This is a genomic window from Bradyrhizobium sp. HKCCYLR20261, assembly GCF_051168435.1.
In the GTDB taxonomy this organism is placed as follows: domain Bacteria; phylum Pseudomonadota; class Alphaproteobacteria; order Rhizobiales; family Xanthobacteraceae; genus Bradyrhizobium.
Genome location: NZ_JBNPUZ010000001.1, coordinates 627,562 through 654,061, shown reverse-complemented (window position 1 = coordinate 654,061; position 26,500 = coordinate 627,562). Strand labels below are relative to the sequence as shown.

24 protein-coding genes and 1 pseudogene are annotated in these 26,500 nt (G+C 66.0%); 15 read left to right on the top strand and 10 right to left on the bottom strand.

Annotated features, from left to right (window positions below; all coding sequences use genetic code 11):
* Positions 1–23: 23 nt before the first annotated feature.
* The 3 genes from ACQR1L_RS03020 to ACQR1L_RS03010 form a co-directional block, all read right to left on the bottom strand.
* Positions 24–842: a hypothetical protein gene (locus ACQR1L_RS03020; RefSeq protein ID WP_434856418.1), complete on the bottom strand. Its 819-nt coding sequence runs from the start codon at positions 840–842 to the stop codon at positions 24–26.
* Between the two features lie 174 nt (positions 843–1,016).
* Positions 1,017–4,547, bottom strand: coding sequence for a hypothetical protein (locus ACQR1L_RS03015; protein WP_434856417.1), 3,531 nt, complete (start codon positions 4,545–4,547; stop codon positions 1,017–1,019).
* A gap of 192 nt (positions 4,548–4,739) precedes the next feature.
* Positions 4,740–5,324, bottom strand: a complete 585-nt coding sequence (locus ACQR1L_RS03010) for a PadR family transcriptional regulator (protein WP_434856416.1) — start codon at positions 5,322–5,324, stop codon at positions 4,740–4,742.
* A 137-nt stretch (positions 5,325–5,461) separates the two neighbouring features.
* Between ACQR1L_RS03010 and ACQR1L_RS03005 the strand changes: the two genes are divergently transcribed.
* From ACQR1L_RS03005 to ACQR1L_RS02990, 4 genes are all read left to right on the top strand, one after another.
* Positions 5,462–5,860, top strand: coding sequence for a nuclear transport factor 2 family protein (locus ACQR1L_RS03005; protein WP_434856415.1), 399 nt, complete (start codon positions 5,462–5,464; stop codon positions 5,858–5,860).
* Between the two features lie 139 nt (positions 5,861–5,999).
* Complete coding sequence (locus ACQR1L_RS03000; RefSeq protein ID WP_434856414.1) at positions 6,000–7,790, top strand: acyl-CoA dehydrogenase C-terminal domain-containing protein; 1,791 nt, start codon at positions 6,000–6,002, stop codon at positions 7,788–7,790.
* A gap of 83 nt (positions 7,791–7,873) precedes the next feature.
* Positions 7,874–9,082: an acetyl-CoA C-acetyltransferase gene (locus ACQR1L_RS02995; protein ID WP_434856413.1), complete on the top strand. Its 1,209-nt coding sequence runs from the start codon at positions 7,874–7,876 to the stop codon at positions 9,080–9,082.
* A 170-nt stretch (positions 9,083–9,252) separates the two neighbouring features.
* A complete protein-coding gene (locus tag ACQR1L_RS02990; protein WP_434856412.1) occupies positions 9,253–11,466 on the top strand; it encodes a 3-hydroxyacyl-CoA dehydrogenase NAD-binding domain-containing protein in 2,214 nt (737 codons plus the stop codon).
* Between the two features lie 127 nt (positions 11,467–11,593).
* On the opposite strand, the gene ACQR1L_RS02985 is transcribed toward ACQR1L_RS02990, so the two are convergent.
* Together ACQR1L_RS02985 and gstA are read right to left on the bottom strand one after the other, a co-directional pair.
* The gene (locus ACQR1L_RS02985) at positions 11,594–11,821 is read right to left on the bottom strand and encodes an addiction module protein (protein WP_434856411.1); all 228 of its coding nucleotides are present in this window, start codon (positions 11,819–11,821) and stop codon (positions 11,594–11,596) included.
* A gap of 144 nt (positions 11,822–11,965) precedes the next feature.
* Positions 11,966–12,580 (bottom strand): annotated as a pseudogene (gene gstA, locus ACQR1L_RS02980) (glutathione transferase GstA).
* Positions 12,581–12,720: 140 nt separating this feature from the next.
* Here gstA and ACQR1L_RS02975 point away from each other — a divergent pair.
* The 5 genes from ACQR1L_RS02975 (at position 12,721) to ACQR1L_RS02955 (ending at position 16,851) form a co-directional block, all read left to right on the top strand.
* Complete coding sequence (locus ACQR1L_RS02975) at positions 12,721–13,209, top strand: MarR family winged helix-turn-helix transcriptional regulator (RefSeq protein ID WP_434856410.1); 489 nt, start codon at positions 12,721–12,723, stop codon at positions 13,207–13,209.
* Positions 13,210–13,305: 96 nt separating this feature from the next.
* The gene (locus tag ACQR1L_RS02970; RefSeq protein WP_434856409.1) at positions 13,306–14,676 is read left to right on the top strand and encodes a glutamate--cysteine ligase; all 1,371 of its coding nucleotides are present in this window, start codon (positions 13,306–13,308) and stop codon (positions 14,674–14,676) included.
* Positions 14,677–14,941: 265 nt separating this feature from the next.
* Positions 14,942–15,592: a PAN domain-containing protein gene (locus ACQR1L_RS02965; RefSeq protein WP_434856408.1), complete on the top strand. Its 651-nt coding sequence runs from the start codon at positions 14,942–14,944 to the stop codon at positions 15,590–15,592.
* 134 nt (positions 15,593–15,726) lie between these two features.
* Positions 15,727–16,128, top strand: coding sequence for a thioredoxin family protein (locus tag ACQR1L_RS02960; protein WP_434856407.1), 402 nt, complete (start codon positions 15,727–15,729; stop codon positions 16,126–16,128).
* Between the two features lie 6 nt (positions 16,129–16,134).
* Positions 16,135–16,851, top strand: a complete 717-nt coding sequence (locus tag ACQR1L_RS02955; RefSeq protein WP_434856406.1) for a cytochrome c biogenesis CcdA family protein — start codon at positions 16,135–16,137, stop codon at positions 16,849–16,851.
* A 173-nt stretch (positions 16,852–17,024) separates the two neighbouring features.
* On the opposite strand, the gene ACQR1L_RS02950 is transcribed toward ACQR1L_RS02955, so the two are convergent.
* The 4 genes from ACQR1L_RS02950 to tldD form a co-directional block, all read right to left on the bottom strand.
* Positions 17,025–17,594, bottom strand: coding sequence for a nucleotidyltransferase family protein (locus tag ACQR1L_RS02950; protein WP_434856405.1), 570 nt, complete (start codon positions 17,592–17,594; stop codon positions 17,025–17,027).
* A gap of 82 nt (positions 17,595–17,676) precedes the next feature.
* Entirely contained in the window at positions 17,677–18,015 is a 339-nt protein-coding gene (locus ACQR1L_RS02945) for an MmcQ/YjbR family DNA-binding protein (RefSeq protein ID WP_434856404.1), read from the bottom strand.
* Between the two features lie 13 nt (positions 18,016–18,028).
* Positions 18,029–18,823: a signal peptidase I gene (gene lepB, locus ACQR1L_RS02940; protein WP_434856403.1), complete on the bottom strand. Its 795-nt coding sequence runs from the start codon at positions 18,821–18,823 to the stop codon at positions 18,029–18,031.
* Positions 18,820–20,244, bottom strand: coding sequence for a metalloprotease TldD (tldD, locus tag ACQR1L_RS02935; protein ID WP_434856402.1), 1,425 nt, complete (start codon positions 20,242–20,244; stop codon positions 18,820–18,822). The genes lepB and tldD overlap by 4 nt, the downstream gene beginning before the upstream one ends.
* Before the next feature lie 84 nt (positions 20,245–20,328).
* Between tldD and ACQR1L_RS02930 the strand changes: the two genes are divergently transcribed.
* Complete coding sequence (locus tag ACQR1L_RS02930; protein ID WP_434856570.1) at positions 20,329–20,829, top strand: GNAT family N-acetyltransferase; 501 nt, start codon at positions 20,329–20,331, stop codon at positions 20,827–20,829.
* Between the two features lie 60 nt (positions 20,830–20,889).
* Here ACQR1L_RS02930 and ACQR1L_RS02925 read toward each other — a convergent pair whose 3' ends face one another.
* Positions 20,890–21,498 (bottom strand): invasion associated locus B family protein, encoded by a 609-nt coding sequence (locus ACQR1L_RS02925; RefSeq protein WP_434856401.1) that lies wholly within the window; start codon positions 21,496–21,498, stop codon positions 20,890–20,892.
* Between the two features lie 474 nt (positions 21,499–21,972).
* Between ACQR1L_RS02925 and coxB the strand changes: the two genes are divergently transcribed.
* From coxB to ACQR1L_RS02900, 5 genes are all read left to right on the top strand, one after another.
* On the top strand, positions 21,973–22,809 hold the full coding sequence (gene coxB / locus ACQR1L_RS02920) for a cytochrome c oxidase subunit II (protein ID WP_434856400.1): 837 nt from the start codon (positions 21,973–21,975) through the stop codon (positions 22,807–22,809).
* Positions 22,810–22,878: 69 nt separating this feature from the next.
* Positions 22,879–24,492: a cytochrome c oxidase subunit I gene (gene ctaD, locus ACQR1L_RS02915; protein ID WP_434856399.1), complete on the top strand. Its 1,614-nt coding sequence runs from the start codon at positions 22,879–22,881 to the stop codon at positions 24,490–24,492.
* Positions 24,493–24,632: 140 nt separating this feature from the next.
* Positions 24,633–25,571, top strand: coding sequence for a heme o synthase (locus ACQR1L_RS02910; RefSeq protein WP_434856398.1), 939 nt, complete (start codon positions 24,633–24,635; stop codon positions 25,569–25,571).
* 21 nt (positions 25,572–25,592) lie between these two features.
* Positions 25,593–25,769, top strand: coding sequence for a CoxF protein (locus ACQR1L_RS02905; RefSeq protein WP_434856397.1), 177 nt, complete (start codon positions 25,593–25,595; stop codon positions 25,767–25,769).
* 9 nt (positions 25,770–25,778) lie between these two features.
* Positions 25,779–26,423, top strand: coding sequence for a cytochrome c oxidase assembly protein (locus ACQR1L_RS02900; RefSeq protein ID WP_434856396.1), 645 nt, complete (start codon positions 25,779–25,781; stop codon positions 26,421–26,423).
* Positions 26,424–26,500: the final 77 nt, after the last annotated feature.

Genomic DNA, 26,500 nt, shown 5'->3' with positions numbered 1-26,500 from the left:
ACCCGGAGCCCGAACGATCGGCCCTAAAGCGCCTTGATCGGCGTCGTGACCAGCTTCATGGCCTCGGCCTCGTTGGGCTCAAGCCACCGGATGTCGCGGGTCTGCGACATCGCCTCGATGACCTGCGGCGAGATGCCCATCCGCGTGACATAGCCGAGGATCGCCCCGGTGACCCGCTGGGTGTCGGCGACCGCATCGTCGCCGCGGGCCGCCGAGGTAAACCGGTGCACGCCGAGCGCCGAGCCATCGAGGCCATATCTCGTCTGGCCGCCGGCGAAGGTGAAGACGCAGGCGCTCGCGCAGGAGGCGGGACGGATGCGGCCGCTCTTGTCGACGGCGCCCACCGCGGTCGACAGGCCGCGCGCGCGGATGACCTCGCCCATCAGCACACCCTGGTCGAGATTGCCCCCGGGCGAGGACAACAGCACGACATCGCCGGGCTTCAGATGAGCCTCGTCGAGGCGCTCGCGCAGCCAGATCGCCGCCGCTGGCCCGATTTCGCCGCGGACCGCGAGGACGGCACGGTCGCCGTTGATCGCGGTGTTGGCAACCAGCGCAGAGGAGAGGCTCGAGGAGACGTATTGATCCTTCCAGAACGACCAGGCGTCGGGACGCGACATGTCGCGATAGGCGCGAATGCCGGCGCTGAGCAGGATCGCCACGATGAAGATGGCCGATGCGAGGCGGCGCCACGGGAACCTCGGCGGAGAGTCATCGGTCACATGCGCTTGCCGCGGCCGTTGAACGGCGGGACGATCCGGCTGGGGGCGCGGAGCCACGCGCGGGCCGGTCGGTGAGTGCCGGAAGGCATTGTGGTTCGGCTGGCCGTCGTCGGTTGTCACGTCACTCCACTCCCACCTCAGCGCGGGCCGCTGCGCCTCGTGCCTGACCTACACCGTGGCGCGGCGCGAGACTATGGCCGGCGAAGGGTCGCCGTAAGGGTGGCGTGCGGCGGGGGGAGAGCAACCGTTGCGGCCCGCCGGCCCGAGAGCCGACGAGGCGTGAGGTTTCGCGAATCAACGCGCTGGAGTGGCTGCGGCGCGTTTCGCGAGTGCGGCCTTGGCCGCGGCAGCCTTGGCGATCGCCTGGTTGCCGTCCCAGCCGCCGGCCGGCGCCGGAACGTTGACCGCGTCGTCCGGCTGCGGCTCGACCGTGAAGGTCTGGATCGCCAGCTTGGCTGCGGCGAGCGACTGCGCATCCAGCCGCTTGGCGACGTCGTCGCGCTTGCGGCCGGCGTCGGCGTCGCCCTGCGAGGCCGCGAGGCTGAACCATTTGTAGGACTCGGCGAGGTTCTGCTCGACGCCGATGCCGCGCGCATAGAGGATGCCGAGGTTGAACTGGCTGTCGGCGACGCCGCGCTCGGCGGCCTTGCGGAACCAGAGCGAGGCGCTCTTGTAGTTGGCGCCCCTGCCGCCGCCGTCGGCGTCGAGCACCGCCAGATTGTGCATCGCCTTGGCGTTGCCGCGCTCGGCGGCCACGACGTAGTAGCGGCGCGCGATGTCCGGGTCCTTCTTCACACCGAGGCCCTTCTCGTAGAAGGTGCCGAGGCGGAACACGGCTGGAATGAGTCCGGCCTGCGCGGCGCGGTCATACCATTTCGCGGCCTCCTCGTAGTTCGCACCGACGCCCTTGCCCTCGGCGAAGCGGACGCCGACCTCGTAGGCCGCCGTCGGATCGCCCTTGAGGGCTGCGCCGCGCAGCGCGAGGCCGCCGATGGCATCGGGCAGCTTCTCGGATGCCGGCACCTGCACCAGGCCGAGCTTCTGGCCGTTGGCTGCGGTCGGAACCGTGCCGGTGATGTCGGACGTTGCAGCAGCCGGAACGGTCGCCGGCTTCTCGATGTCCTGGGGGATCGCGAGCATCGCGATCGTCTCCGCCTCGCTCGGCATCGCCCGGTTATAGGACTGGCGATCGATCGGCGTCGGCGAGGTCAGCGACGGCCCATTCTGGTCGGGCGTCGTCGGACGCGGCGACAGGCTCGGCGAGGCCGATGGCATCTGCGCGCGCGGCGCCTCGCCCTGGGTCTCCATCGGGGAGACGGGCGGCGGCGTGCTGCCGCTGTCGAGCAGCGACATCGCGAATTTGAAGGTGCCGAGCACGATCACGACCACGCTGGCGCCGACCAGCAGGGAGCGGATCTTCGAGCCGATCGTCGAGACCTCCTCGTCGCCTTCGGCCGTGAGTGCGACCGTTGGCTTCTCCTTGGTCTTCTCCTTGACCTTGGCCTTGGCCGGTTCCTTGACGACCTCTTTCGGCGGCTCCTTGGCCTTTTCCTTTTCCTTCGGCTTGTCCTTTTTCGCCTTCTTGGCGTCGACCGGCTGCGCGGCAGCCGCCGCCTGGGCAGCGCGGCGCGCGGCGGCGATGAAGCTCGACGTCGAGACGGGTTCGCGCTTGCCGGCCGGCAACTCGCTCAGCGCATCTTCGGACGCGGCGATGCGTTCAGCGGGCGAGGCGGTCCGGCCGGGCGGGCGCGTGCCCGGCTCGAGTGGGTGATCCGGCGGCAACTCGGGAATGATCGCGGCAGGGCGGGCCGCCGCCTGAGCGGCCTGCGCGGCATGCGGTTCGAGGATGTCGGCGATCGCCTTGGGCGGGATCGGCGGCGGCATCGGAGCCGGCGATGGGGCCGCTGCCGCATGGAAGTCGCGCGGCGCAGCCGCGTAGGTCTGCTGGCCCTGCGCCGCGTTGACGATGTGAGCGGCGGGCTGGGCGGCTGCCGGATTCGGCAGCTCCGGCCGGTAGGCCGGTTCGGGCTTGGGCGGCTCGGCGAAGGCCTGCGGCGCGGGCGCCCGTGGCGCGGGCATCTGCGGCTCGATCGCGGGGACCAGCGGCGGGGCAGGCGGGATCGCGGTCGTGCGCACGTTGCGAAGATCGCCTTCGATCATCGCGAGGCGGTCGACGACATGGCCGAGCGTGTTGTGAACGGCTTCCAGCGAGTCCTGTGTGTTGCGATCGGTCTCGGTCTGGCTGAACCGGATATCCGACAGCTCGCGCTTGACCATGTCGATCAGGCTGCCGTCCTGCGACGTCTCGCGCTGCGAGCGGCTCTCGGCCAGCGCCGCGAAGGTCGCCTGCTGGCGTTCGAGATAGCGCAGGATGTCCTGCAGCCCGTCCTCGACGCGGGACATGTTGCCGCCGCGCGGGTCGTTGGCGGCCTCGAGGCGCTCCAGCAGGTAGCTGATGCGCTGTTCGAGATGCGCGATCGCGGACGATCCGTCATTGCCGACCTGCAGGCGGTCGATGCGATCGGACAGGCCGCGCAGCGCATCCTCGATCTGGGCGCTGTGATCGTGCGCCGCGGCCGGCGGCTCGCGATTTTCAAGAGTCGAGGTCAGCGCCGCGATGCGTTGTTCGAGCGCGGCAAACGAATTCTGGAAGGAGTCCTGGTTGTCGCGTGCCTGGGTGACCTGATCGACCTTCGACGACAATTGGCGCAGATCGTCGGACAGCCGCTCCAGCGCATCGTTCGAGGCGACATTGGCGACGATCGCGCGCAGCGCGGCGATGGCGCTTTCGAGCTGCTGTACCGTGCCGGGGTCGTCATTGCTGCGCAGGATCAGGTCGAGCTTGGCGCCGAGATTGCGGATCGCCTCGTCATAGACGGCGAGCTGCTCGGCGGGCTTGAGCGAGCCGACGACCTCGCGGATGTCGGTCAGCGCGCGTTCGATGCCGGCCAGTGCCTGGCCGTCGACGCCGCTCTGGCGGTTCTCATCGATGCGACGCGACAGCGAACGGATCTCGTTCTCGATCGACTCGATCGCACGCCGCGGCATCGCCTCGGTGATGGCGAGACGGATCTCGGAGAGCTCGGTTCGGAAGCCGGCGATCGACTGCTCGATCCCATCCTCGGGACGATGCAGCGCCTCGATCTGGCTCGTGATCTTCAGCAGATGCCGTTCGAGCAGGGAAAAGTCGCTGCTGGGCGCGGTGCTGGCCGACGCGGCTTGCGGCGCGCTGGCCGGCGTCATCAAGGGGGCGGACGCCGGTGCCATCGCGGGCGCCGTGGGCGGCGCCTGATGCGGCGGCAGCGGGCGCGCATTGTCGAGTTCGCTCTGGCGGGCGCTGATCTCGGCCACGGCCACATCGAACGAACCGGCACTCAGCGGTTGTGCGGGACGATAAAGCTGTGCCGCGGCGCGCTCGACGCCATCGGGACCGCGAAAGCGGTCCTCGGTGTGAGCTGCGCGCAGCGGCGTCGAGATTTGCGACAAGCGTGCGTCGAGCCGGGAGATGGCGTCATTGAGCTGGCGCGCCACGCCCTGTTCGTCGCGCGGTGCGTCCTTGCGGGGGCCCGGACGCGACATCTGCTCGATCTGGCGAGCGATCGAATCCAGCCGCTGATGAATGTCGGCAACCTCACGGGCGTCGCGGCTGACCGGCGGCGCGCTGCGCGGTGCGTGGCTGCCGCGGAAATCCGGCGGAGCAGAAGCGCCGAGCGTGGAGTTGATCCAGTCGGCCAGCGTCATGCCGGCGCGTTGCGCCGCGGCCTCGGCCCTCTCGCGGACGGACGGGTCGATGCCTTCATTACTCCACGGTACGCGCGAATTCATGTCTCGTCCGGTTCCGCTTCCAGCGCTCCACCCAGCGCCTCCAGCCTCCCCACGCGTCCCGGACGTGAACATGAACGGGTCCGCGCAGATCGTCTGCTTCAGGTCCCGACTTTTGACTTTTACGGTAAATAACGAGTTAAGTTTACCGCGAGCGCGGTCAGAACTTTTGCGACGGCGCTCGCAAGACGCGGATTATCCGGCGCTTTCACGGGAGGAGTCGAGCGGCCGCACGCCGCCGGTGGTGGAGAGAGCCGACAGCGCGGTGATCGCTTCCTCGCACCATTCCGCCACCATGCGCTCGTGGCGCAGGCCGAGCCGCAGGTTGAGCAGCTTGCCCATGTCGGCCGGCGCGACGCTGCCGTCCGCATAGTGCTTCTTGAGAATGCGATCATAGCGCTCGGCGCGGTCGCGGTGATGCTCGAGCCGCGCCATCAGGTCGGCCCGGATCGGTGCAATGTCGGCGGCTCCCAGCGCATACAGCCGGACGAGCAGATCGTCCTTGGTCGAGGCCGGCGTGCTTGGCCGTGCCGCCCAGGCGCGGAACGCCGCGCGGCCCTCGGGCGTGAGCGTATAGACCAGCTTGTTCGGCTTGCCCGTCTGCACCACCTCGCGGCCCTGGATGTAGCCGCGGTCGCGCAGCCGGGAGAGCTCGCGGTAGATCTGCTGATGGTCCGTCTTCCAGAAGAAGCCGATCGAGGAATCGAACGTCTTGGCGAGCTCGTAGCCCGTCATCGGATGTTCAGTAAGGCAGGCGAGGATGGCGTCGCCGAGGGCCATGGCCGGAAACTGCTCCCGTTTTTCTGATCGTTGTCCGCCCCGTTCCACGCTTGACATTATGCACATCGGCGCATATGCGTCAATGTGCATATGGGGTGGTTGTGGTGCTGGCCTGTTCCGCCCCGAGGAGACGCCCAATGACAAAGACCGGCCTCGACGGATGGTACGGCTATATGAGGTCTCACGATCTCGGTGCGTTGCGGGAGCTGCTGCATCCGGACGCCGTGTTCGAAAGTCCCGTCGTGCACACGCCGCAGCGCGGCCGCGACATCACGTTCAAATATCTCGCAAGTGCTGAGAAAGTGTTGGGTGGTCCCGGATTCAAGTATGTCGGGGAGTGGCGTAACGCCACGGGCGCCGTGCTCGAATTCGAGAACGAGATCGAAGGCATCAAGCTCAACGGCGTCGATATCATCACATTCGACGAGGCCGGCCTGATTACTCACTTCAAGGTGATGGTGCGCCCGCTCAAGGCGATCAATTTGCTGCACCGCCTCATGGGTGAGCAATTGGCGGCGATGACCAAACCCTCCTGACACACACTCGTGACGCGACCGACAGCCGCAAATCAACGGCTGCCGCAAGTCCCTCGAAATCGCTACAGTCCGCGGCCTGCATTATCCGCCGCGTCCGCAAACTCAGTCTGAAACTTCAGCCTTCCTGCCGGAGACGCCGATGCCGATCTACAAAGCCCCCGTGGAAGATGTGACCTTCCTGCTCAACGACGTGTTCCAGATCGATCGCTATGACAATCTGCCGGGCTTCTCCGATGCCTCGGCCGATGTCCGCGAGGCGATCCTCGGCGAGGCCGCCAAACTTGCAGAGGAAGTGCTGCACCCGCTGAATCGCACAGGCGACCTCGAAGGCTGCAAGCGGCATGACGACGGCAGCGTCACCACGCCGAAGGGCTTCAAGGACGCCTACAAGCAGATCAAGGACGGCGGCTGGCTCGGCCTGTCGGCGCCGACGGAATATGGCGGGCAGGGCCTGCCGGTGACGCTGAGCCAGACCGTCAACGAATTCCAGTGCTCCGCCAACATGGCGTTCTCGATGTATGGCGGCCTCACCATGGGCGCGACCGCCGCGCTGATCGTGCATGGCAGCGAGGAGCAGAAGAAGACCTACGTGCCGAAGATGATCGCCGGCGAATGGACCGGCACCATGAACCTGACCGAGCCGCATTGTGGCACCGATCTCGGCCTGCTGCGCACCAAGGCGGTGCGCCAGGACGACGGCAGCTTCAAGATCTCCGGCACCAAGATCTTCATCTCCGCCGGTGAGCACGATCTCGCTGACAACATCATCCATCTCGTGCTCGCCCGCATCGAGGGCGCGCCGGCCGGCATCAAGGGCGTGTCGCTGTTCGTCGTGCCGAAGTTCCTGGTCAATCCGGACGGAACGGTTGGCGCCCGCAACGGCGTGATGTGCGGCTCGATCGAGCACAAGATGGGCATCCACGGCAACTCGACTTGTGTGATGAACTACGACAACGCCACGGGATGGCTGATCGGCGAAGAGAACAAGGGCATGCAGGGCATGTTCGTGATGATGAACGAGGCCCGGCTCGGCGTCGCCGTTCAGGGTCTCGCGCAGTCCGAGGTCGCCTATCAGAACGCGGTCGCCTATGCGCGCGAGCGCATCCAGGGCCGCTCGCTGACCGGCCCGAAGGCGCCGGACAAGACCGCCGATCCGATCATCGTGCATCCGGACGTGCGCCGCACCTTGCTGTCGATCCGCGCCTTCAATGAGGCCGCGCGCGCGATGGTGGTGTGGACCTCGCTGAAGAGCGACGTCGCGCATCGCTCGCAGGATCCGAAGGACCGCCAAGCGGCCGATGATCATATGGGTCTGATGACCCCTGTCATGAAGGGCTACATGACCGACATGGGCTTCGCCAACGCGGTCCAGGCGCAGCAGATGTATGGCGGTCACGGCTACATCGCCGAATGGGGCATGGAGCAGTTCGTGCGCGATGCGCGTATTGCGATGATCTATGAGGGCGCCAACGGCATCCAGGCGCTGGACCTCGTCGGCCGCAAGCTGCCGCGCGACGGCGGCCGCGCGGTCATGGCGTTCTTCGGTGAGGTCGGCTCGTTTGCCAAGGAGCACGGCGGCAACGACGCGATGAAGCCGTTCATCACCCCGCTGTCGATGGCGCTCGGCCATCTGCAGCAGGCCACGACCTGGCTGATGCAGAACGCCATGACCAAGCCGGACAATGCCGGTGCGGCGGCGACCGACTACATGCATCTCTTCGCGCTGGTCACCTTCGGCTACATGTGGGCGAAGATGGCCAAGGTGGCACAGGACAAGATCGCCGCCGGCGACAGCTCGACCTATCTCACCACCAAGCTGGTGACGGGCCGCTTCTTCATGGAGCGCGTGCTGCCCGAGACGGCGGCGCATCTCGCCCGCCTGCAGGCCGGCTGCGCGACCGTGATGGAATTGCCGGCGGAAGCCTTCTGATTTCGGAGAAGGCCGGTGCGCGGTGCGTGCCGGCCTTCGCCTTATGCTGACAACGACAAACTGGACCAGATGAGGAGGGCGTGATGCCTGAGGCCTTTATCTACGACCACGTGCGTACTCCCCGCGGCCGCGGCAAGTCCGACGGCGCCCTGCATGAGGTGACCGCGCTCGCGCTCGCCACCGTGCCGCTGAAGGCGCTCAAGGACCGCAACAACATTCCCGAGGACGCCGTGGATGACGTCGTGCTCGGCGTGGTCGATCCCGTCGGCGAGGCCGGCTCGGACATCGCGCGCTTCGCCGCGCTGAACGCCGGCCTCGGCGAGGCCGTGCCGGGCGTGCAGATCAGCCGCTTCTGCGCCTCCGGCCTCGACGCCGTGAACTTCGCCGCCGCTCAGATCATGAGCGGCCAGCATGAGCTCGTCATCGGCGGTGGCGCGGAATCGATGAGCCGCGTCGGCATCGGCGCCTCCGGCGGCGCCTGGCCGATGGATCCGTCGATGGCGGTGCCGTCCTACTTCATGCCGCAGGGCATCTCGGCCGACCTGATCGCCACCAAATACGGATTCTCGCGCGACGACGTCGATGCCTATGCGGTTCAGAGCCAGCAGCGCGCGGCGAAGTCCTGGGAAGAGGGCCGCTTCAGCAAGTCGGTCGTGCCGGTCAAGGACATCAACGGCCTGACCATCCTCGCCAAGGACGAGCACATGCGTCCGTCGACGACGATGCAGTCGCTGGCGCAACTGCAGCCGTCGTTCGCGGCGATGGCGCAGATGGGCGGCTTCGATGCGGTCGCGGTGCAGTCGCATCCGGAGATCGAGCGCGTCAACTACGTGCATCACGCCGGCAATTCGTCAGGCATCGTCGACGGCGCCGGCGCGGTGCTGCTCGGCAGCAAGGAAGCCGGCGAGAAGTACGGCATGAAGCCGCGCGCGAAGATCCGTGCCTTCGCCAACATCGGCTCGGAGCCGGCGATGATGCTGACCGGTCCGGTCGACGTGACCGAGAAGCTGTTCGAGCGTTCCGGCATGACAAAGTCCGACATCGACCTGTTCGAGCTCAACGAGGCGTTCGCGTCCGTCGTGCTGCGCTACATGCAGGCGTTCGAGATCGACAAGGACAAGATCAACGTCAATGGCGGCGCGATCGCGCTCGGCCATCCCTTGGGCGCCACCGGCGCGATGATCCTGGGCACCGTGCTCGACGAGCTCGAGCGCACCGGCAAGGCCACGGCGCTGGTCACGCTGTGCATCGGCGGCGGCATGGGCACCGCGACCATCATCGAGCGGGTGTGACGGTGGGCTCCCTCCCCCTTGCGGGGGAGGGTCGGGGAGGGGGGTGCCACGCGCTCCAGTCCCCGTGAGGACCCCCACCCCCAACCCCTCCCCGCAAGGGGGAGGGGGGCAGAATTCCCCCCGGGGCTGATGCTGGATCAGCACACCCCCTTCGTATCTGGGAGCACCACATGGCCTTCAAGAACTTCAAACTCGAAACCGATGCCGACGGCATTGCGCTGATCACCTGGGACATTCCGGGCCGTTCGATGAACGTGCTCGACGAGACCTCGGCGATCGAGCTCGAGACGCTGGTCAAGGACACCACTGCTGACCCCGCGATCAAGGGCGTGGTCATCACGTCGGCCAAGGAGGCGTTCTGCGCCGGCGCCGATCTCTCGATGCTCGAGGGCATGAACCGCACCTATCTCGAGGTGCTGAAGAGCAAGGGCGAGGAAGCCGCCAACCAGATGCTGTTCGACAACAGCCGGCGCTTCTCGCAGATCTACCGCGCGATGGAGACCTCCGGCAAGCCGTGGGTCGCCGCCATCAATGGCCTCGCGCTCGGCGGAGGCTTCGAGCTGACCTTGGCCTGCCACCATCGTGTCGCGGCCGAGAACCCGAAGACCCGCCTCGGTCTGCCCGAGATCAAGGTCGGCCTGTTCCCCGGCGCCGGCGGCACTCAGCGCGTGCCGCGCATCGTGCAGCCGCAGGACGCGATGAACCTCTTGTTGAAGGGCGAGGCGCTGACGCTCGACAAGGCCAAGGCGCTTAAGCTGGTCGATGCGATCGTGCCCGCGGCGGATCTCATCAAGGCCGCCAAGGATTGGATCAAGGGCGGCGGCAAGGCCGTCGCGCCGTGGGACGAGAAGGGCTTCAAGCTGCCCGGCGGCCCGGTGTTCTCCAAGAACGGCATGATGATGTTCCCGGCGGGCAACGCCATCTACCGCCGCGAGACCTACGACAACTATCCGGCCGCGCGCGCCATCATGAGCTGCGTCTATGAAGGCCTGCAGTTGCCGATCGACGCCGCGCTGCGCGTCGAATCGCGTTACTTCAGCTACATCCTGCGCTCGAAGGAAGCGGCGGCGATGATCCGCAGCCTGTTCCTGTCGATGCAGGAACTGAACAAGGGCGCTCGCCGTCCGGCCGACGTGCCGGCGACCAAGATCAAGAAGATCGCCGTGATCGGCGCCGGCTTCATGGGCGCGAGCGTGGGCTACGTATCCGCGCGTGGCGGCCTTGAGGTCGTGCTGATCGACCGCGACCAGGAGAGCGCCGACAAGGGCCGCGCGCACGCGCAGAGCGTGATCGACGGTCTCGTCAAGAAGGGCCGCGCCAAGCCCGGCGAGGCCGAGGCGATCATGGGCCGCATCACCGCGACCGCCGACTATGCCGCGTTGAAGGATTGCGACCTCGTCATCGAGGCCGTGTTCGAGGACCGCAAGGTCAAGGCCGAGACCTACGCCAAGGCGCAACAGCATCTGAAGGACGGCGCGATCTTCGCCTCGAACACCTCGACCCTGCCGATCACCTCGCTGGCCGAGGAGTTCAAGGACCAGGGCCGCTTCATCGGCATCCATTTCTTCTCGCCGGTCGAGAAGATGATGCTGGTCGAGATCATCATGGGCAAGGCGACCGGCGACGTCGCGCTGGCGACTGCGCTCGACTACGTCCGCACCATCGGCAAGACGCCGATCGTGGTCAACGATTCCCGCGGCTTCTTCGCCAATCGCTGCGTGATGCGCTACATCGCCGAGGGCAACGAGATGTTCCTCGAAGGCGTGCCGCCCGCGATGATCGAGAACGCCGCCAAGATGGCCGGCATGCCGGTCGGCCCGCTGTCGCTGTCCGACGAGGTCGCGCTCGACCTCGGCCTGAAGATTATGAAGGCGACCGAGCACGATCTCGGCGCCAACGCGATCAACCAGGACCACAAGAAGCTGATGGTCGAGCTGGTCGAGAAGCAGGGCCGCTTCGGCCGCAAGAACGGCAAGGGTTTTTACGACTATCCCGAGAAGGGCAAGGGTCAGAAGAGCCTGTGGCCGGATCTGGCGAAGCTGCAGCCCAAGCATCTCGATCCGGATACGCTCGATGTCGAGGAGCTGAAGCAACGTTTCCTGGTGGTGCAGGCGGTGGAAGCCGCGCGCACGGTCGAGGACCACGTCATCACCGACGTGCGCGAGGCCGATGTCGGCTCCATCCTCGGCTTCGGCTTTGCCCCGTTCACCGGCGGCACGCTGTCCTACATCGACTTCATGGGGACGAAAAAGTTCGTCGAGCTGTGCCACAAATACACGGCGAAATACGGCTCCCGCTTCGCCCCGCCGAAGCTGCTGGAGGAGATGGCCGCCAAGAACGAAACCTTCTATGGCCGCTTCCCGCCGAAGAAGGCGGCGGCTTGACGGCGATCAGCTGCCTGTAACGAGAACTCCCATCCGCGCCAGATCGACGGTGCGCTCCCCTCCCCCTTGCGGGGAGGGGTCGGGGGTGGGGGTCTCAGGAAAAGGTCTCAGTTGACTAAAACCGCCTTCACCTCGAAGTCTCAGCACGAGCTTTGCTCGTAAACTCGCGCTCTATATCCTCCCACGGCACGGCGTTTCGTGCATCCGCATTGAAGCTAGTCATGCGGTTTGCCAATTCGGCTGCTTGAGCCGAAGTCAGTTGCACGTCTTCAGCCGTCAGGCTGTCCCACAACAGCTCGATGAGATCGAGACGTTGTTTCACGGTCAGCTGAGAAACGTCGAACGGAAGAGACATTAGGTCAGCCTCAACGTAGGGACCGAAGGTCCATGGACACGGTTAGAGTCCCCGTGTGGACCCCCACCCCCAACCCCTCCCCGCAAGGGGGAGGGGAGCTCACCGGCTTTGGAGCGGCACCGTCGTTTCCTCAAAGGCGATCGCTCACCCCGCCTTCATCAACCCTTCCTTCGTCAGCGCCTCCTGCACCTTCGGCCGGGCCGCGACGCGGTTCTTGTAGGCCACCAGGTTCGGCATCCCCGACAGATCGAACTTCATCCGCTCCGCCCAGGTCAGGATCGTGAACAGGTAGCCGTCCGCCACCGTGAACTGGCTGCCCATCAGATAGTCGCGGCCGGCGAGCTGGCTGTCGATATATTTGAACTTGCCCATCACGCGGTCCTTGAAGAACGCCTTGGCGTCGTCGGCGAGCACCGGCGAGAACATCGGGCCGAAATTCTTGTGCAGCTCCGAGGTGATGAAGTTGAGCCACTCCAGCAGCTTGTACCGCTCGCCGCTGTCGCGCGCCGGTGCCAGGCCCTTGTCCGTGGCCTAGTCGGCGATCATTTGCACGATCACCGGTCCCTCGGTGACGACATCGCCGCTCGGCAGACCCAGGGCCGGCACCTGGCCCTTCGGATTGATCTTGAGATAATCATCGCCATTTTCCAGGGTCTTGGCGCGCAAATCGACCTTGACCAGATCATAGGGGAGGCCGGCTTAGAGCAGGGCGATGTGGGGCGAGAGCGAGCAGGCGCCGGGTGAATAATAAAGTTTCATCCTGTATTCCTCCTTGAGGCCGTTCTTGATGGAACCGACGGGCAGTGATCGGCCCTTAAATGCATTTGCATCCAATCGTCAAGATTGATGCAGCTGCATCGAATGCGCTAGAACGGGACCCAGAGGATACGAGCCGGCCCATGAAACGCAAACCATCGACCGAGGCGACCGCCGCCTGGATCCGCCTGATGCGGGTCCAGAGCCGGGTGCTCGACTGCGTCGAGCAGGAGCTGAAAAAGGCCGGTTTCCCGCCGCTCGCCTGGTATGATGCGCTTCTCGAGCTGTCGCGGGCCCCCTCGGGCGAGCTGCGCCCGGTCGAGCTCGAGCGACAGATGCTGATTCCGCAATACTCGACCTCGCGGCTGATCGACCGTCTCGTCGACGAAGGTCTGGTGGTCAGGCGCGAATGCAAGATGGACAAGCGCGGCCAATTCGTCGAGATCACCGAGGCCGGCCGCGAGCTGCGAACGCGGATGTGGTCGGCCTATTCGGCCGCGATCGAGAAGCATGTCGGCTCGAAGCTGTCGGATGCCGACGCGGCCAAGCTGTGCACCTTGCTCGACCGTCTCGGCTGTTCCTGCGGCCAAGCCGCGCAACTCTCTGCCGCAGAAGGCGCGTCGCCCCGATGAGCCATCCGATGCCATCCACATCCGCGGTCCCCTCGGGGCCGCGGCCGTTCCTGTCACCCCGCGCGATCCTCGACGCGCGCTTCCACCGAGACTCCCATGGCGCGTGACCAGATCGATATGACCCCGCTGCAGTCGCGCGACGAACTCGTGGCGTGGCTGGAAGCGGGCGTGAAGCCGCCGTCCGCCTTCCGCATCGGAACCGAGCACGAGAAGACGCCGTTCACGCTGGAGGGGCATCGCCCCGTGCCTTACGAGGGCGCGCGCGGCATCGGCGCGCTGCTCGAAGGCATGAAGCTCCTGCTCGGCTGGGAGCCGATCATGGAGCGCGGCAACATCATCGGGCTCTACGACGTCACCGGCGGCGGCGCGATTTCGCTGGAGCCGGGCGGCCAGTTCGAACTGTCAGGCGCGCCGGTCGAGACCGTGCATCAGACCCAGAGCGAGCTGATGGCGCATCTGGCGCAGGTGCGCGAGATCGCGACCCCGCTCGGCATCGGCTTCCTCGGCCTCGGCATGACGCCGTCCTGGTCGCGTGACGAAATCCCGGTGATGCCGAAAGGCCGCTACAAGATCATGCGCGGCTACATGCCGAAGGTCGGCAGCTACGGCCTCGACATGATGTTCCGGACCTGCACGGTGCAGACCAATCTCGACTTCTCCTCCGAAGCCGACATGATCAAGAAGCTGCGCGTGTCGGTGGCGCTGCAACCGATCGCGACCGCGCTGTTCGCCAATTCGCCGTTTACCGAAGGCAAGCCGAACGGCTTCCTGTCATTCCGTTCCGAGATCTGGCGTGACACCGACAATCAGCGTTCGGGCATGATTCCCTGGGCGTTCGAGGACGGCATGGGCTTCGAGCGCTGGGTCGACTACGCGCTCGACGTGCCCATGTATTTCGTCAAGCGCGAGGAAGACTATATCGACGTCTCCGGCACCTCGTTCCGCGATTTCTTCGAGGGCAAGAACCCGGCGATGCCGGGCGAGCGCCCGACCTTGTCGGACTGGGCCAATCATCTCTCCACGGCGTTTCCCGAAGTGCGGCTGAAGCGCTATCTGGAGATGCGCGGCGCCGACGGCGTGCCGTGGGGCCGTCTGCCAGCGCTGCCGGCGTTCTGGGTCGGCCTGCTCTACGACGATGAGAGCCTCGATGCGGCCTGGGAGCTGGTCAAGAACTGGACCGCCTTCGAGCGCCAGAACCTGCGCGACGACGTTCCCCGCCTCGGCTTCAAGGCGCGCATCCGCAACCGCTATGTGTTCGAGGTCGCCAAGGAGTGCCTGACCCTGGCGCATCTCGGCCTGCGCCGCCGCAACCGCGTCGATCATCTCGGCCGCGACGAAAGCCGCTATCTCGAGCCGCTCGACCAGATCATCGATTGCGGCCGCTCGCCGGCCGAGGAGATGCTGGAGAAGTTCAACGGTCCCTGGCACGGTTCGGTCGAGCCGGCCTATGACGAATATGCGTTCTGACCAGACGCGGTTGCGCTGAGCATCTTGGCGCACGCGGCCTCCGCGGCTGCGTGCGCTAAACCGGTTCCGCCACGCGAAGAACGTGGCATCTGCATTGTTTTTTGTTTCGTTGTGTATCGTGAAGGCCGTCAGGCCGTTCTTTGCCTCTGCTTTGCCTCCGGCTGTTCTGACCCGTCGCTCCCGTTCATCGGCCATACAGGTTCGTGGCCATCAAATGACGGTCCAAGAATACGTCAGAAAAACTCGAACGTTAACAATGGGTCCAATGGTTCAGCGGTGGCGCGCGGGGCGCCTGATCGGGGCATGGAGGCAGGCATTCGTTTGCCTGCTTGCCGTCGCTTGCCTGACGTCCGCCGAAGCCCAGACCTATTCCGACCGCCCCGGTGGCGACTACATGAGCGCGCCGATCGCCTCGGGCGATCCGGCCGATTGCGCGCTGCTGTGCGAGCACGACCGGCGTTGCCGCGCCTGGAGCTTCAACTATCCGACCGTGATGGAAGCGGGCGCGGTGTGCTGGCTGAAGAACAGCGTCCCGGCCCGGGTGCCTGATAATTGCTGCGTCTCCGGTGTGCGCGGCGCCGGCGTCGTCGAGGTCCGCAACGATGCGGTGGAAACCTCGATCGATCGGCCCGGCGGCGACTATCGCAGCTTCGACATCAAGACCACCGACCTGAAGGGCGGCGACAAGGCCGAGAAGGCCGCCGACAAGGGTGGGGAGAAGGCGGCCGACAAGAAGGATGAGAAGGCCGCCGACGCCGAGGAGATCTGCAAGGCGGCCTGCACCGGCGACAACAAATGCCGCGCCTGGACCTTCGCCCGCCCCGGCTATGCCGGCAAGGAAGCGCACTGCTTCCTGAAGAAGGAGATCAAGCCGCCGCGGCGGCGGGCCGGGTTTACCTCCGGCGTGGTGCGCTGACGCATCGCCCCCTTAGCCGCCGAAAATTCGTCCATCGAGGCGTAACGTCGCATCGGTCCCGTCCGTAGTGAATGGCGGCGCCGGAGTTCTCTTGCTGCCGGCTGCCTGTCGCAACGCTGGGATCGGGATGAGCCATGATGTTTTCGCGCAGAATCTTCGCCACCGCAGCGGTCGCTGCCATCGTTGCCGCTGTAGGCATGGGGGCGGCCTTCGCGGTCGACACCACCCCCTATTCTGACGCGGCTTTCAAGGCGGCACAGACGGCCGGCCAGCCGATCCTGATCGAGATCCATGCCGGCTGGTGTCCGACCTGCAAGGCGCAGAAGCCGATCATCGACAGGCTCGCGGCCGAGCCGAAGTTCAAGGACCTGAAGATCTTCCGCGTCGATTTCGACGACCAGAAGCCGGTCGTGAAAGGCTTTGGCGCTCAGATGCAGTCGACCCTGATCGTCTTCAAGGGCGCGAGCGAGGCCGGTCGCTCGGTCGGCGACACCAAGGAAGCCTCGATCGCGGCGCTGCTCGACAAGAGCCTGTGACGCGCCATGATCGCGCTGGCGCTGGCCTTTGTGGCGGGCCTGCTCTCGATCCTGTCGCCCTGCGTGCTGCCGCTCGTGCCGATCGTGCTCGGCGCCGCGGCATCAGTGCATCCGCGCGGCGCGCTGGCGCTCGCGGGCGGACTGGCGCTGTCGTTCACGGGTATCGGCCTGTTCATTGCGGTGGCGGGCAGCAGCCTCGGCCTTGATGCCGGCGTGTTCCGCGTCGTCGCGGCGATTCTCATGCTTGCGATCGGCATTGTTCTGCTGGTGCCGTCCTGGCAGGCGCAACTCGCGGTCGCCGGCGGACCGGTGCAGCGCTGGGCCGACCAGCATTCCCAAGGCTTCGCGGCCTCGGGCGCAGGCGGCCAGTTCGTGATCGGGCTGCTGCTGGGTGCGGTCTGGTCGCCCTGTGTCGGGCCGACTCTCGGAGCCGCGTCGCTGCTGGCGTCGCAAGGGCGGGACCTCGTCCGCGCGACGCTGACGATGCTGGCGTTCGGGCTCGGCGCCGGCCTGCCGCTGGTCGTGCTCGGACTGCTCTCGCGCACGACCATCATGCGCCTGCGGACGCGGCTGCTGTCGGCAGGCCAACTCGGCAAGATGCTGATGGGCGCGGCGTTTGTGATCGTAGCTGTTGCGATTCTCAGCGGCGCCGACAAGCAACTCGAGGCCTGGCTGGTCGAGAACTCGCCGGCGTGGCTGACGGCGCTGACGACGTCGATCTAGCAAGTGGGATACGCCGACAGCGCCACACACTCGCTGTCATTCCGGGGCGGGCCGCGCAGCGGCACGAGCCCGGAATCCATCTGACCGCGCGCCCTGACGAGAAATGGATTCCGGGCTCGCGCTGCGCGCGCCCCGGAATGACGCGTGGATAGAGCTGTTGCGATCCCGCCGGATTATTCCTCGGCGGCGATGACCGTGATCTCCGGCCACAGCGCCTTCCAACGTGCCGCCTTCGCTGCGTAGTTCGCCGCCGTAAAATTGGCCGTGTAGTTCGGCCGCACGATCATCGCCTCGATATCATCCAGGCCCTTGGGCGCATAGAGCTGATATCCATCCGCTGTTGGCCGGAGGCCGACCTGCGTGTTGACGGTGAGAAAGCGGTCGATGCCGTCGGTCGAGCGCGCCAAGGCGGGGTAGGGGCGGCCGTGCTTGATGGGGTACCACAAATGCACACGCGCCTGGTTGCGCACCTCGACCTTGGCATCGAGGTGTTGAAGAAGCGATGCGACGCGTTGGATGACGGCGTCCTCGGCATCCCATGACGTGTCAGGATCGAAGTAGAAGATATCGTAGTCGTTGATGCCATGAAAGATCGGACGTCCGCTCCGCGCGTTCCACACTGTCTGGATCAGGCAGCCGGCAACGATCCACGCGTCGGGCAAAGCCGTCGCACGCAGCAGATCCATCAGCGCGGCGTTGACGGGATTGCGGAGCGCTGCTGTGACGAAGTCATCCTCGGTCATGCCGCTTGATAGCACGCAAATACCGTCCGCTCACGCGGACATCACCATACGCCTCGCAATGGATGTCGGAAAATGGCAGCGCTCAGCCGCCATCGAACGCCGCAAGCGCCTTCTTCGACGCCAGCGTCCGCCACTGCCGCTGCAACAGCGGCTCGACGTCAGCGATCGTCGCCTTGGACAGCCGCAGCAGCACGATCGGATAGTCGCGATAGTGATCGGTGAAATAGAACAGTCTTGGCCGGCTCTCGACCAGCGTCGCGCGCTCGTCGGAGGGCACGCCGGGGAGGACGAGGCTGTCGCCATCCTCCTTCAGCCGCGCCAGCAGCTTCTTGCGCACCTTCAGCGCCGCCGTTCCGTAGGACGTGCCGTCCTCGACCTCCGGCCATGCCAGCGCGAGCGCCCTGACATCGTCGAAGGTCACGAGCGCCGTCCGCTCAGCGAACGGCGGTGAAGAAGCGATCGAGACGGAAGCCCGACAGCCAGGCCCAGACCGGCTGGTTCTTGAAGCCGAGGTCCCAGGAGCCGACCACCGCGTCGGCGCGGCCGACCAGATTGTCGATCGGCAACAGGCCGACCCCGCCGTCGCGCAAGGAGACGCGGCTATCGGCGGAGTTGTCTCTGTTGTCGCCGAGCACGAACAGCTTGCCCGGCGGCACGGTCACTTCCGGCGTGTTGTCGAGCCGGCCGTTATCACGCATCTTGAAGATCAAGTGCGACACGCCGTTCGGCAGCGTCTCGACGTAGCGATAGGCCGGCTCGTTGCGGCCGCTGTCGTCCTCGGCATCGCCGATGCCGTCCGGCTTGAGCGCCGCGGCCTCGCCGTTGATGTAGAGCTGGCCCTGGCGCATCTGGATGCGGTCGCCGGGCAGGCCGACGACGCGCTTCACCCAGGCCTGCGAATTGTCGCCCGGCCAGCGGAACACGACGACATCGCCGCGCTTCGGCGTTTCGCCGAACAGCCGTCCGGTCTCCGGCAGGGTGATCTGCATCGGCAGCGACGAGGTGCCGTAGCCGTAGGGAAACTTCGACGCCAGCAGGGCATCGCCGATCAGGAGTGTCGGCTCCATCGAGCCCGACGGCACGTAGAACGGCTCGGCGATCGCGCCCTTGGCGACGAACACGATCATGACGACGGCGGCGAGCTGCGCGATCTGTCCGCCCCAGGTCGTCGTATCCTTGCGCGGCGCCTTGGTGGCGGTCTTGCCCGTGGACATCTTGTCGAGGCTCATCGTCCGGTGCCTCCGACCGTGATGCGATCCATGCGCAAGGTCGGCTGGCCGACGCCGACCGGCACGCCCTGGCCCTGTTTGCCGCAGGTGCCGATGCCGGTGTCGAGCGCGAGGTCGTTGCCGATCATGCTGATGCGGTTGAGGTCGGTCGGGCCATTGCCGATCAGCATCGCGCCCTTGACCGGCGCGCCGACCTTGCCGTTCTCGATCTTGTAGGCCTCGGTGCACTGGAAGACGTATTTGCCCGAGGTGATGTCGACCTGGCCGCCGCCGAAATTGACCGCGTAGATGCCGTTCTTGACGGAGGCGATGATCTCGGCCGGATCGCGCTCGCCGGCCAGCATGTAGGTGTTGGTCATGCGCGGCATCGGCACATGCGCGTAGCCCTGGCGGCGGCCGTTGCCGGTCGGCGCCATGTTCATCAGCCGCGCGTTCTGGCGGTCCTGCATGTAGCCCACGAGAATGCCGTCCTCGATCAGCACGGTGCGGCTGGTCGGCGTGCCCTCGTCGTCGATCGACAGCGAGCCGCGGCGCGAGGCCATGGTGCCGTCGTCGACCACCGTGACGCCCTTGGCGGCGACCGGCTTGCCCAGCAGCCCGGCGAAGGCCGAGGTCTTCTTGCGGTTGAAGTCGCCCTCGAGGCCGTGGCCGACGGCTTCATGCAGCATCACGCCGGGCCAGCCGGCTCCTAACACGACGTCCATCTCGCCGGCGGGGGCAGGCACGGATTCCAGGTTGACCAGCGCCTCGCGCAGCGCGCCGTCGGCCGCCTCGCGCCACGCCTTGGTCTCGATGAAGCGCGCGTACGGCTCGCGGCCGCCATAGCCCTTGCTGCCGCTCTCCTGGCGGTCACCCTGGCCGGCGACGACGGAGACGTTGACGCGCACCAGCGGGCGAATGTCGCGATAGCTCTCGCCGTCGGGTCGCAGGATCTCGACCACCTGCCAGGTCGCGCCCAGGCTGACCGTCACCTGGCGCACGCGCGGATCCTTGTCGCGCAGATAAGCGTCGATCTCGCCGAGCAGCTTGACCTTGCTTTCGAACCCGGGGGCGTCGAGCGGATTGTCATCGGCATAGAGCCGAACATTGGTGTGCGGCGGCGCGCTCGCGAAGGTGCCGGAATAGCCGCCGCGCACGGCGCTGACGGCATCGGCCGCTCGCATCAGCGCCGGCAGCGAGACGTCGGAGGAATGGGCGTAGCCGACCGCATCGTCCTTGACCGCGCGCAGGCCGAATCCCTGGCTGGTGTCATAGGTCGCCTGCTTGAGCCGGCCATTGTCGAACATCAGCGCCTCGGTCTGGCTGTATTCGAAGAACAATTCGCCGTCATCGGCGCCGGAAAGGCCGCGCGCGACCTCGTTCCGGACCGCATCACGATCCAGATTGGCGCGCTCGAGCAGAGAGGTGGTGGGAGCTGTCATGGGTCAATCCGTTGTCGGAGCGTTCATTCCAAGATAGTTGTTTTGACGTCGGGGCGCGAGGGGCTGGATGATTACCGAACTGACATGGTTGAGATCGTTCCCATCACTGCCACCCATATCGAGAGCTTCCATCGCACGCTCGATTTTGTCGCGCGCGAGCGGCGCTATCTGTCGTTCGTGCAGGCGCCGCCGCTGGAGTCCACGCGCGCCTTCATTCTGAACAACATTCACGAGGGATACCCGCAATTCGTCGCGCTCTCGGCCGGCGAGGTCGTCGGCTGGTGCGATGTGACGCCCAAATCAGGGCCAATCGATGCCCGGGTCGGGGTGCTCGGCATGGGCCTATTGCCGCAGTTCCGGCATCAGGGCTTGGGGCGGCGGCTGATGGCGGCCACGCTGGAGGCCGCGCGGGCGGCGGGCTTCTCGCGCGTCGAGCTCACGGTTTACCGCAGCAACACCAATGCCATCCGGCTGTACCAGAAGGCCGGCTTCCTGCTGAAGGCGGTGCAGCCGCGCGAAGCCGGCGACGACGGCTTCGACAAGACGCTGCTGGTGATGGCCCTGGCGCTGGACACCACGGGGTGAGGCGCGCGATTACGTTCGTGATCACGTCAATGTGTCAAAGCGGGCGGACGTGCCGCCCCGTCACGGCAGCTTGTCGAAGCCGTCGGCGAGGCCGTTCAGGCTGAGCGGGAAGCCGATGCCTTCCTCCGGCGTCTCGAAGATGATGAAGGTCGCGGTCTTCGCGGTCTTGAGCTGGCCGAGCAGCTTGTCCTCGAGCACCACCTCGGCGACACAGCCGTTCGGCAGGCAGCGCACGAAGCCGGCGCGGCCGACATCCTGGTTGTCGAGCTTCAGGCCGAGGCCGGACGGCAGCAGCACGCCGAGCGGCGCGACGACGCGCATCAGCCGGCTCTTCTGGTCCGCCGTCTTCAGCATGATCACGGTGAGCCCGGCATTGGAGCGGTCCTCGGCGACGACGCTCTGGATCAGCGCGCACTGCTCGTTCTGCGCGCCCGGCGGCGTATCGCAGCGGATCTGCCAGTCGCCATGCACCGAGCGCACGGCGCCCTGCGCGTGTGCGGACTGAGGCATGCCGATTGCAGTCGCAGCGAGCATGGCGATTACTGAGGTTATTGCCGCAAGGCGCGCGCGCGTGGAGCTGAATCGGCACGAACGGCGCGAGTCATTCGCAGCTGGGATCGGCATGTCAGCTGTCCTGTCCGTTGAAACCCTGATCCGGGTCGGTGCCATGACAATTTCCTGTGGGTGGTCTGCGCATCCGACGCCATGATACGGCAATGATGGCGTCATGAGGACAGTGTCGTCAGCCTACGGCGCGAAACGATACGAAATATGGCCGCACCCGGGACACTGCCGCTGCGCCTCGCCGAATCAGCCTCGCAAACGGCCTTTGTTCCGTTGCCTACATCGCGCTGCACGGCTGTCAAGCGCCCGTTGTCCGGGAAACCACGGCGTGCGGCAATTTCTCGGAAAAACTGACCTATGTCGATGTCGCGCGTCGCACGCGATATCCGGCTTAAGACTGCATTGCGATAGGTCAAGAATTATGGTTTGAGAAGAAAGATTTCGTCATTCCAGTGAACTGGCCGAGGTGCTTTTCTCAAGCATCCGCCCGAAGGCCAATCGTCAGGAGAGCGGATCGACGGCGCGCTGCGTAAAACCGCGGTGCGCCGAGGGGGAAAGTTCTGAAGGGAGCGCGACGACATGAAGATGTCGAAAGGCCAATTGAGCGCCTTGCTGGGGTTGGCCGTAGCGGGCATGACGCTCGTGTCGGGTGGGCAGGCGTTTGCCGAGACGGGGCAGCCGGCCCCGTGGGAATACAAGCTGCAGGAAGCGGCCACGCCGGTGATGGAGAACATCACCTGGTTTCACGGGCTGCTGCTGACGATCATCACCATCATCACGCTGTTCGTGCTGGCGCTGCTGGTTGCGGTCGTCGTGAAGTTCAATGCACGCGCCAATCCGGTGCCGTCGCGCACCACGCACAACACGCTGCTCGAAGTGGCGTGGACGCTGATCCCGGTGCTGATCCTCGTCACCATCGCGGTGCCGTCGTTCCGCCTGCTCTTCCTCGAACTCGACGTGCCGAAGGCCGACCTGACCATCAAGGCGACCGGCAAGCAGTGGTACTGGAGCTACGCCTATCCCGACAACGGCAAGTTCGAGTTCGACTCGCTGATGGCGCAGGATAAGAAGCCGCGTCTGCTGGCGGTCGACAATGAGATGGTCGTGCCGGTCAACAAGGTGATTCGCGTCCAGACCACCGGCGCCGACGTCATCCACTCCTTCGCGGTGCCGTCCTTCGGCATCAAGATCGACGCTATTCCCGGCCGCCTCAACGAGACCTGGTTCAAGGCGACCAAGGTCGGCATGTATTACGGCCAGTGCTCCGAGCTCTGCGGCAAGGATCACGCCTTCATGCCGATCGCCGTGCGCGTCGTGAGCGACCAGGAGTTCGCGGCCTGGATCGAGGACGCCAAGAAGAAGTACGCCAGCGCGCCGGCCGCGACCTACGCGTCCGCCGCGGGCGTGTCGCAGTAAGTCGCGGGGACGAACGCAAGACATTGAGGGCCGCCGCGCGCGGCCCACGGGGACACTGAGGATTGGACAATGGCGACGAACGTAGCGACGCACACCGGCCATGACGATCACGCGCACGACCATCCGACCGGATGGCGGCGCTGGCTGTATTCGACCAACCACAAAGACATCGGCACGATGTACCTGATCTTCGCCGTGTTCGCCGGCCTGATCGGCGGCGCGATGTCGGTCGCGATCCGCATCGAGCTGATGTATCCGGGCGTGCAGCTCTTCCACGAGAGCCACACCTACAACGTGTTCGTGACCTCGCACGGCCTGATCATGATCTTCTTCATGGTCATGCCCGCGATGATCGGCGGCTTCGGCAACTGGATGGTGCCGCTGATGATCGGTGCGCCGGACATGGCGTTCCCGCGCATGAACAACATCTCGTTCTGGCTGCTGCCGGCCTCGTTCGCGCTGCTCTTGATGTCGACCTTCGTCGAGGGCGAGCCTGGCGCCAACGGCGTCGGTGCGGGCTGGACGATGTATGTGCCGTTGTCGACGTCGGGCCATCCCGGTCCCGCGGTCGACTTCGCGATCCTGTCGCTGCATCTTGCCGGCGCGTCGTCGATCCTGGGCTCGATCAACTTCATCACCACCATCTTCAACATGCGCGCGCCGGGCATGACCCTGCACAAGATGCCGCTGTTCGTCTGGTCGGTGCTGGTGACGGTGTTCCTACTGTTGCTGTCGCTGCCGGTGCTCGCCGGCGCCATCACGATGATGCTGACCGACCGCAATTTCGGCACCACCTTCTTCGCTCCCGATGGCGGCGGTGACCCGCTGCTGTTCCAGCATCTGTTCTGGTTCTTCGGTCACCCCGAAGTGTACATCCTGATCCTGCCCGGCTTCGGCATGATCAGCCAGATCGTCTCGACCTTCTCGCGCAAGCCCGTGTTCGGCTATCTCGGCATGGCCTACGCCATGGTCGCGATCGGCGGCATCGGCTTCGTGGTCTGGGCGCACCACATGTACACGGTCGGCATGTCCTCGGCGACGCAGGCTTATTTCGTCGCCGCCACCATGGTGATCGCGGTGCCGACCGGCGTGAAGATCTTCTCCTGGATCGCCACGATGTGGGGCGGCTCGATCGAGTTCCGCGCGCCGATGCTGTGGGCCGTGGGCTTCATCTTCCTGTTCACGGTCGGCGGCGTCACCGGCGTCGTGCTGGCGAATGCCGGCGTCGACCGCGTGCTGCAGGACACCTACTACGTCGTCGCGCACTTCCACTACGTGCTGTCGCTCGGCGCCGTGTTCGCCATCTTCGCCGGCTGGTACTACTGGTTCCCGAAGATGTTCGGCTACATGTACAATGAGGGCATCGCGAAGGCGCACTTCTGGGTCACCTTCGTCGGCGTGAACCTGGTGTTCTTCCCGCAGCACTTCCTCGGCCTGTCGGGCATGCCGCGCCGCTACGTCGACTATCCCGATGCCTATGCCGGCTGGAACCTGGTGTCGTCGATCGGCTCCTACATCTCGGCCTTCGGCGTCCTGATCTTCATCTACGGCGTGGTCGAAGCCTTCATGCGCAAGCAGCAGGCGGCGGCCAATCCGTGGGGACCGGGCGCGACCACCCTGGAATGGACCCTGTCGTCGCCGCCGCCGTTCCACCAGTTCGAGGTCCTGCCGAAGGTGCAGTGATCCCCGTTCTCCGACGCGGCGCCCTCCGGCGCCGCGTCGATCTCTCCGGCCGCTGCGCCGTTGCTGGCCTCGACCGGATCTCTGAAGCGACGTGCTGAAGTCTCTCGTTCAGCGCCTTTGAATTGAAGTCTGGATTCATCGTGTCGGTCATCGATCAGAACGCCATCGCCGTCGGCCCGCGGATTTCCGAGGCCGATGTCGGCGACTATCTCGCGCTCCTCAAGCCGCGGGTGATGTCGCTCGTGATCTTCACGGCGCTGATCGGCCTCCTGATCGCTCCCGGCCATTTCCACCCGGTGCTGGCGATCACCTCGCTGCTGTGCATCGCCGTCGGCGCGGGCGCCTCCGGCGCGTTGAACATGGCGCTGGAAGGCGACATCGACTCGCTGATGTCGCGCACCGCCAACCGCCCGATCCCGCGCGGACGCGTCACCCGCCAGGAGGCGCTGGCCTTCGGCATCACCCTGTCGTTCTTCTCGGTGCTGACGCTCGGCATCCTCGTCAACTGGTTCGCCGGCGCGCTGCTCGCCTTCACGATCTTCTTCTACGTCGTGATCTACACGCTGTGGCTGAAGCGCTGGACCGCGCAGAACATCGTCATCGGCGGCGCCGCCGGCGCGCTGCCGCCGGTCGTGGCCTGGGCTGCGGCCACCGGCGGAATCGCGCCGGAGCCGCTCTGGCTGTTCCTGATCATCTTCTTCTGGACCCCGCCGCATTTCTGGGCCCTGGCGCTGTTCCGCACCGACGACTATGCCCGCGCCGGCGTGCCGATGCTCCCAGTGGTCGCAGGTCCCGACGCCACCCGGCTGCAGATCCTGCTCTACACCATCGTGCTGGTGGCGGTCGCCGCCGCGCCCTGGCCGCTCGGCTATTTCGATGCCGTCTACGGCGTCGTGTCGCTGGCGCTCGGCGCCGGCATGCTGTGGCTCGCCATCGAGGTGTTCCGCAAGCGTGAGCGCCTCACCTCGCTGCGCGCCAACCGCAAGCTGTTCGCCTTCTCGATCCTGTATCTGTTCGCGCTGTTCGCGACGCTCGGCCTCGAGGCGATCGCGCGCATGATCGCACCGCTGATCTGGTGAGGGAGCGCGGGGCAGGAAAGCATGGCGACCGCGATGGCAGATCCGAATGAGCCCGAGGGCATCGTCCTCACCGAGGCGCAGCTGCGCAGCCGCCGCCGCCGCTCGATCGCCATTGCGCTCGCGCTCGGCGTGCTCGTGGTGCTGTTCTTCGCCGTCACCATGGTGAAGGGCCCGATCGTGCTGAAACGGCCGATGTAGAGGTTCGCGATGGACACGACCGACCAGGGCCAATCGACCAACGCGCCGGCCGCACCGCCATCGGCGCCGCGCGGCATCGGCCGCGACGCGCTGGTCGGCGGCATCTGCGGCGCGGTCGTGGTGCTGATGGTCGGCGCCTCCTATGCGGCCGTGCCGTTCTACAACTGGTTCTGCCGCGCCACCGGCTTCAACGGCACCACCCAGGTCGCGACCTCGGCGCCGTCTTCCGCGCCGCTGGCGCGCCGCATCAGCGTGCGCTTCGACGCCAATGTCGCCGGCGGGCTGCCCTGGAAATTCGAGCCGGAGAAGACCGAGATCGAGGTCGCGATCGGCGAGGTGGTGACGGTGTACTACACCGTCACCAACCAGGCGGCGCGCACCACCATGGCGCAGGCCGCCTACAACGTGACGCCGCTGACCTCGGGCGCCTATTTCCAGAAGATCAACTGCTTCTGCTTCACCGAGCAGACCATGGCGCCGGGCGAGACCCGCGAGATGCCGGTCGTGTTCTACGTCGATCCGGCGATCACGGCCGACCACGAGAACGATTCGCTGAAGACGATCACGCTGTCCTACACTTTCTATCCCGTCCGCGATGCCGCGCCGAAGCCGGTCGCCGCGGGCGAGCCGGACAAGCCGCGGGGCAACCTATGACCACGCGGCTGTCCGATATCCGGGGACCAATCTTGAACGACTGCGTGCCGGGGCGACCGGCATCGATCTGGGGAGAG

Coding starts and splice junctions, on each gene's coding strand:
- ACQR1L_RS03015 (WP_434856417.1), bottom strand. CDS start 4,547: ATGAATTCGCGCGTACCGTGGAGTAATGAAGGCATCGACCCGTCCGTC.
- ACQR1L_RS03010 (WP_434856416.1), bottom strand. CDS start 5,324: ATGGCCCTCGGCGACGCCATCCTCGCCTGCCTTACTGAACATCCGATG.
- ACQR1L_RS03005 (WP_434856415.1), top strand. CDS start 5,462: ATGACAAAGACCGGCCTCGACGGATGGTACGGCTATATGAGGTCTCAC.
- ACQR1L_RS03000 (WP_434856414.1), top strand. CDS start 6,000: ATGCCGATCTACAAAGCCCCCGTGGAAGATGTGACCTTCCTGCTCAAC.
- ACQR1L_RS02995 (WP_434856413.1), top strand. CDS start 7,874: ATGCCTGAGGCCTTTATCTACGACCACGTGCGTACTCCCCGCGGCCGC.
- ACQR1L_RS02990 (WP_434856412.1), top strand. CDS start 9,253: ATGGCCTTCAAGAACTTCAAACTCGAAACCGATGCCGACGGCATTGCG.
- ACQR1L_RS02985 (WP_434856411.1), bottom strand. CDS start 11,821: ATGTCTCTTCCGTTCGACGTTTCTCAGCTGACCGTGAAACAACGTCTC.
- ACQR1L_RS02975 (WP_434856410.1), top strand. CDS start 12,721: ATGAAACGCAAACCATCGACCGAGGCGACCGCCGCCTGGATCCGCCTG.
- ACQR1L_RS02970 (WP_434856409.1), top strand. CDS start 13,306: ATGGCGCGTGACCAGATCGATATGACCCCGCTGCAGTCGCGCGACGAA.
- ACQR1L_RS02965 (WP_434856408.1), top strand. CDS start 14,942: ATGGTTCAGCGGTGGCGCGCGGGGCGCCTGATCGGGGCATGGAGGCAG.
- ACQR1L_RS02960 (WP_434856407.1), top strand. CDS start 15,727: ATGATGTTTTCGCGCAGAATCTTCGCCACCGCAGCGGTCGCTGCCATC.
- ACQR1L_RS02955 (WP_434856406.1), top strand. CDS start 16,135: ATGATCGCGCTGGCGCTGGCCTTTGTGGCGGGCCTGCTCTCGATCCTG.
- ACQR1L_RS02950 (WP_434856405.1), bottom strand. CDS start 17,594: ATGACCGAGGATGACTTCGTCACAGCAGCGCTCCGCAATCCCGTCAAC.
- lepB (WP_434856403.1), bottom strand. CDS start 18,823: ATGAGCCTCGACAAGATGTCCACGGGCAAGACCGCCACCAAGGCGCCG.
- tldD (WP_434856402.1), bottom strand. CDS start 20,244: ATGACAGCTCCCACCACCTCTCTGCTCGAGCGCGCCAATCTGGATCGT.
- ACQR1L_RS02930 (WP_434856570.1), top strand. CDS start 20,329: ATGGTTGAGATCGTTCCCATCACTGCCACCCATATCGAGAGCTTCCAT.
- ACQR1L_RS02925 (WP_434856401.1), bottom strand. CDS start 21,498: ATGGCACCGACCCGGATCAGGGTTTCAACGGACAGGACAGCTGACATG.
- coxB (WP_434856400.1), top strand. CDS start 21,973: ATGAAGATGTCGAAAGGCCAATTGAGCGCCTTGCTGGGGTTGGCCGTA.
- ctaD (WP_434856399.1), top strand. CDS start 22,879: ATGGCGACGAACGTAGCGACGCACACCGGCCATGACGATCACGCGCAC.
- ACQR1L_RS02905 (WP_434856397.1), top strand. CDS start 25,593: ATGGCGACCGCGATGGCAGATCCGAATGAGCCCGAGGGCATCGTCCTC.
- ACQR1L_RS02900 (WP_434856396.1), top strand. CDS start 25,779: ATGGACACGACCGACCAGGGCCAATCGACCAACGCGCCGGCCGCACCG.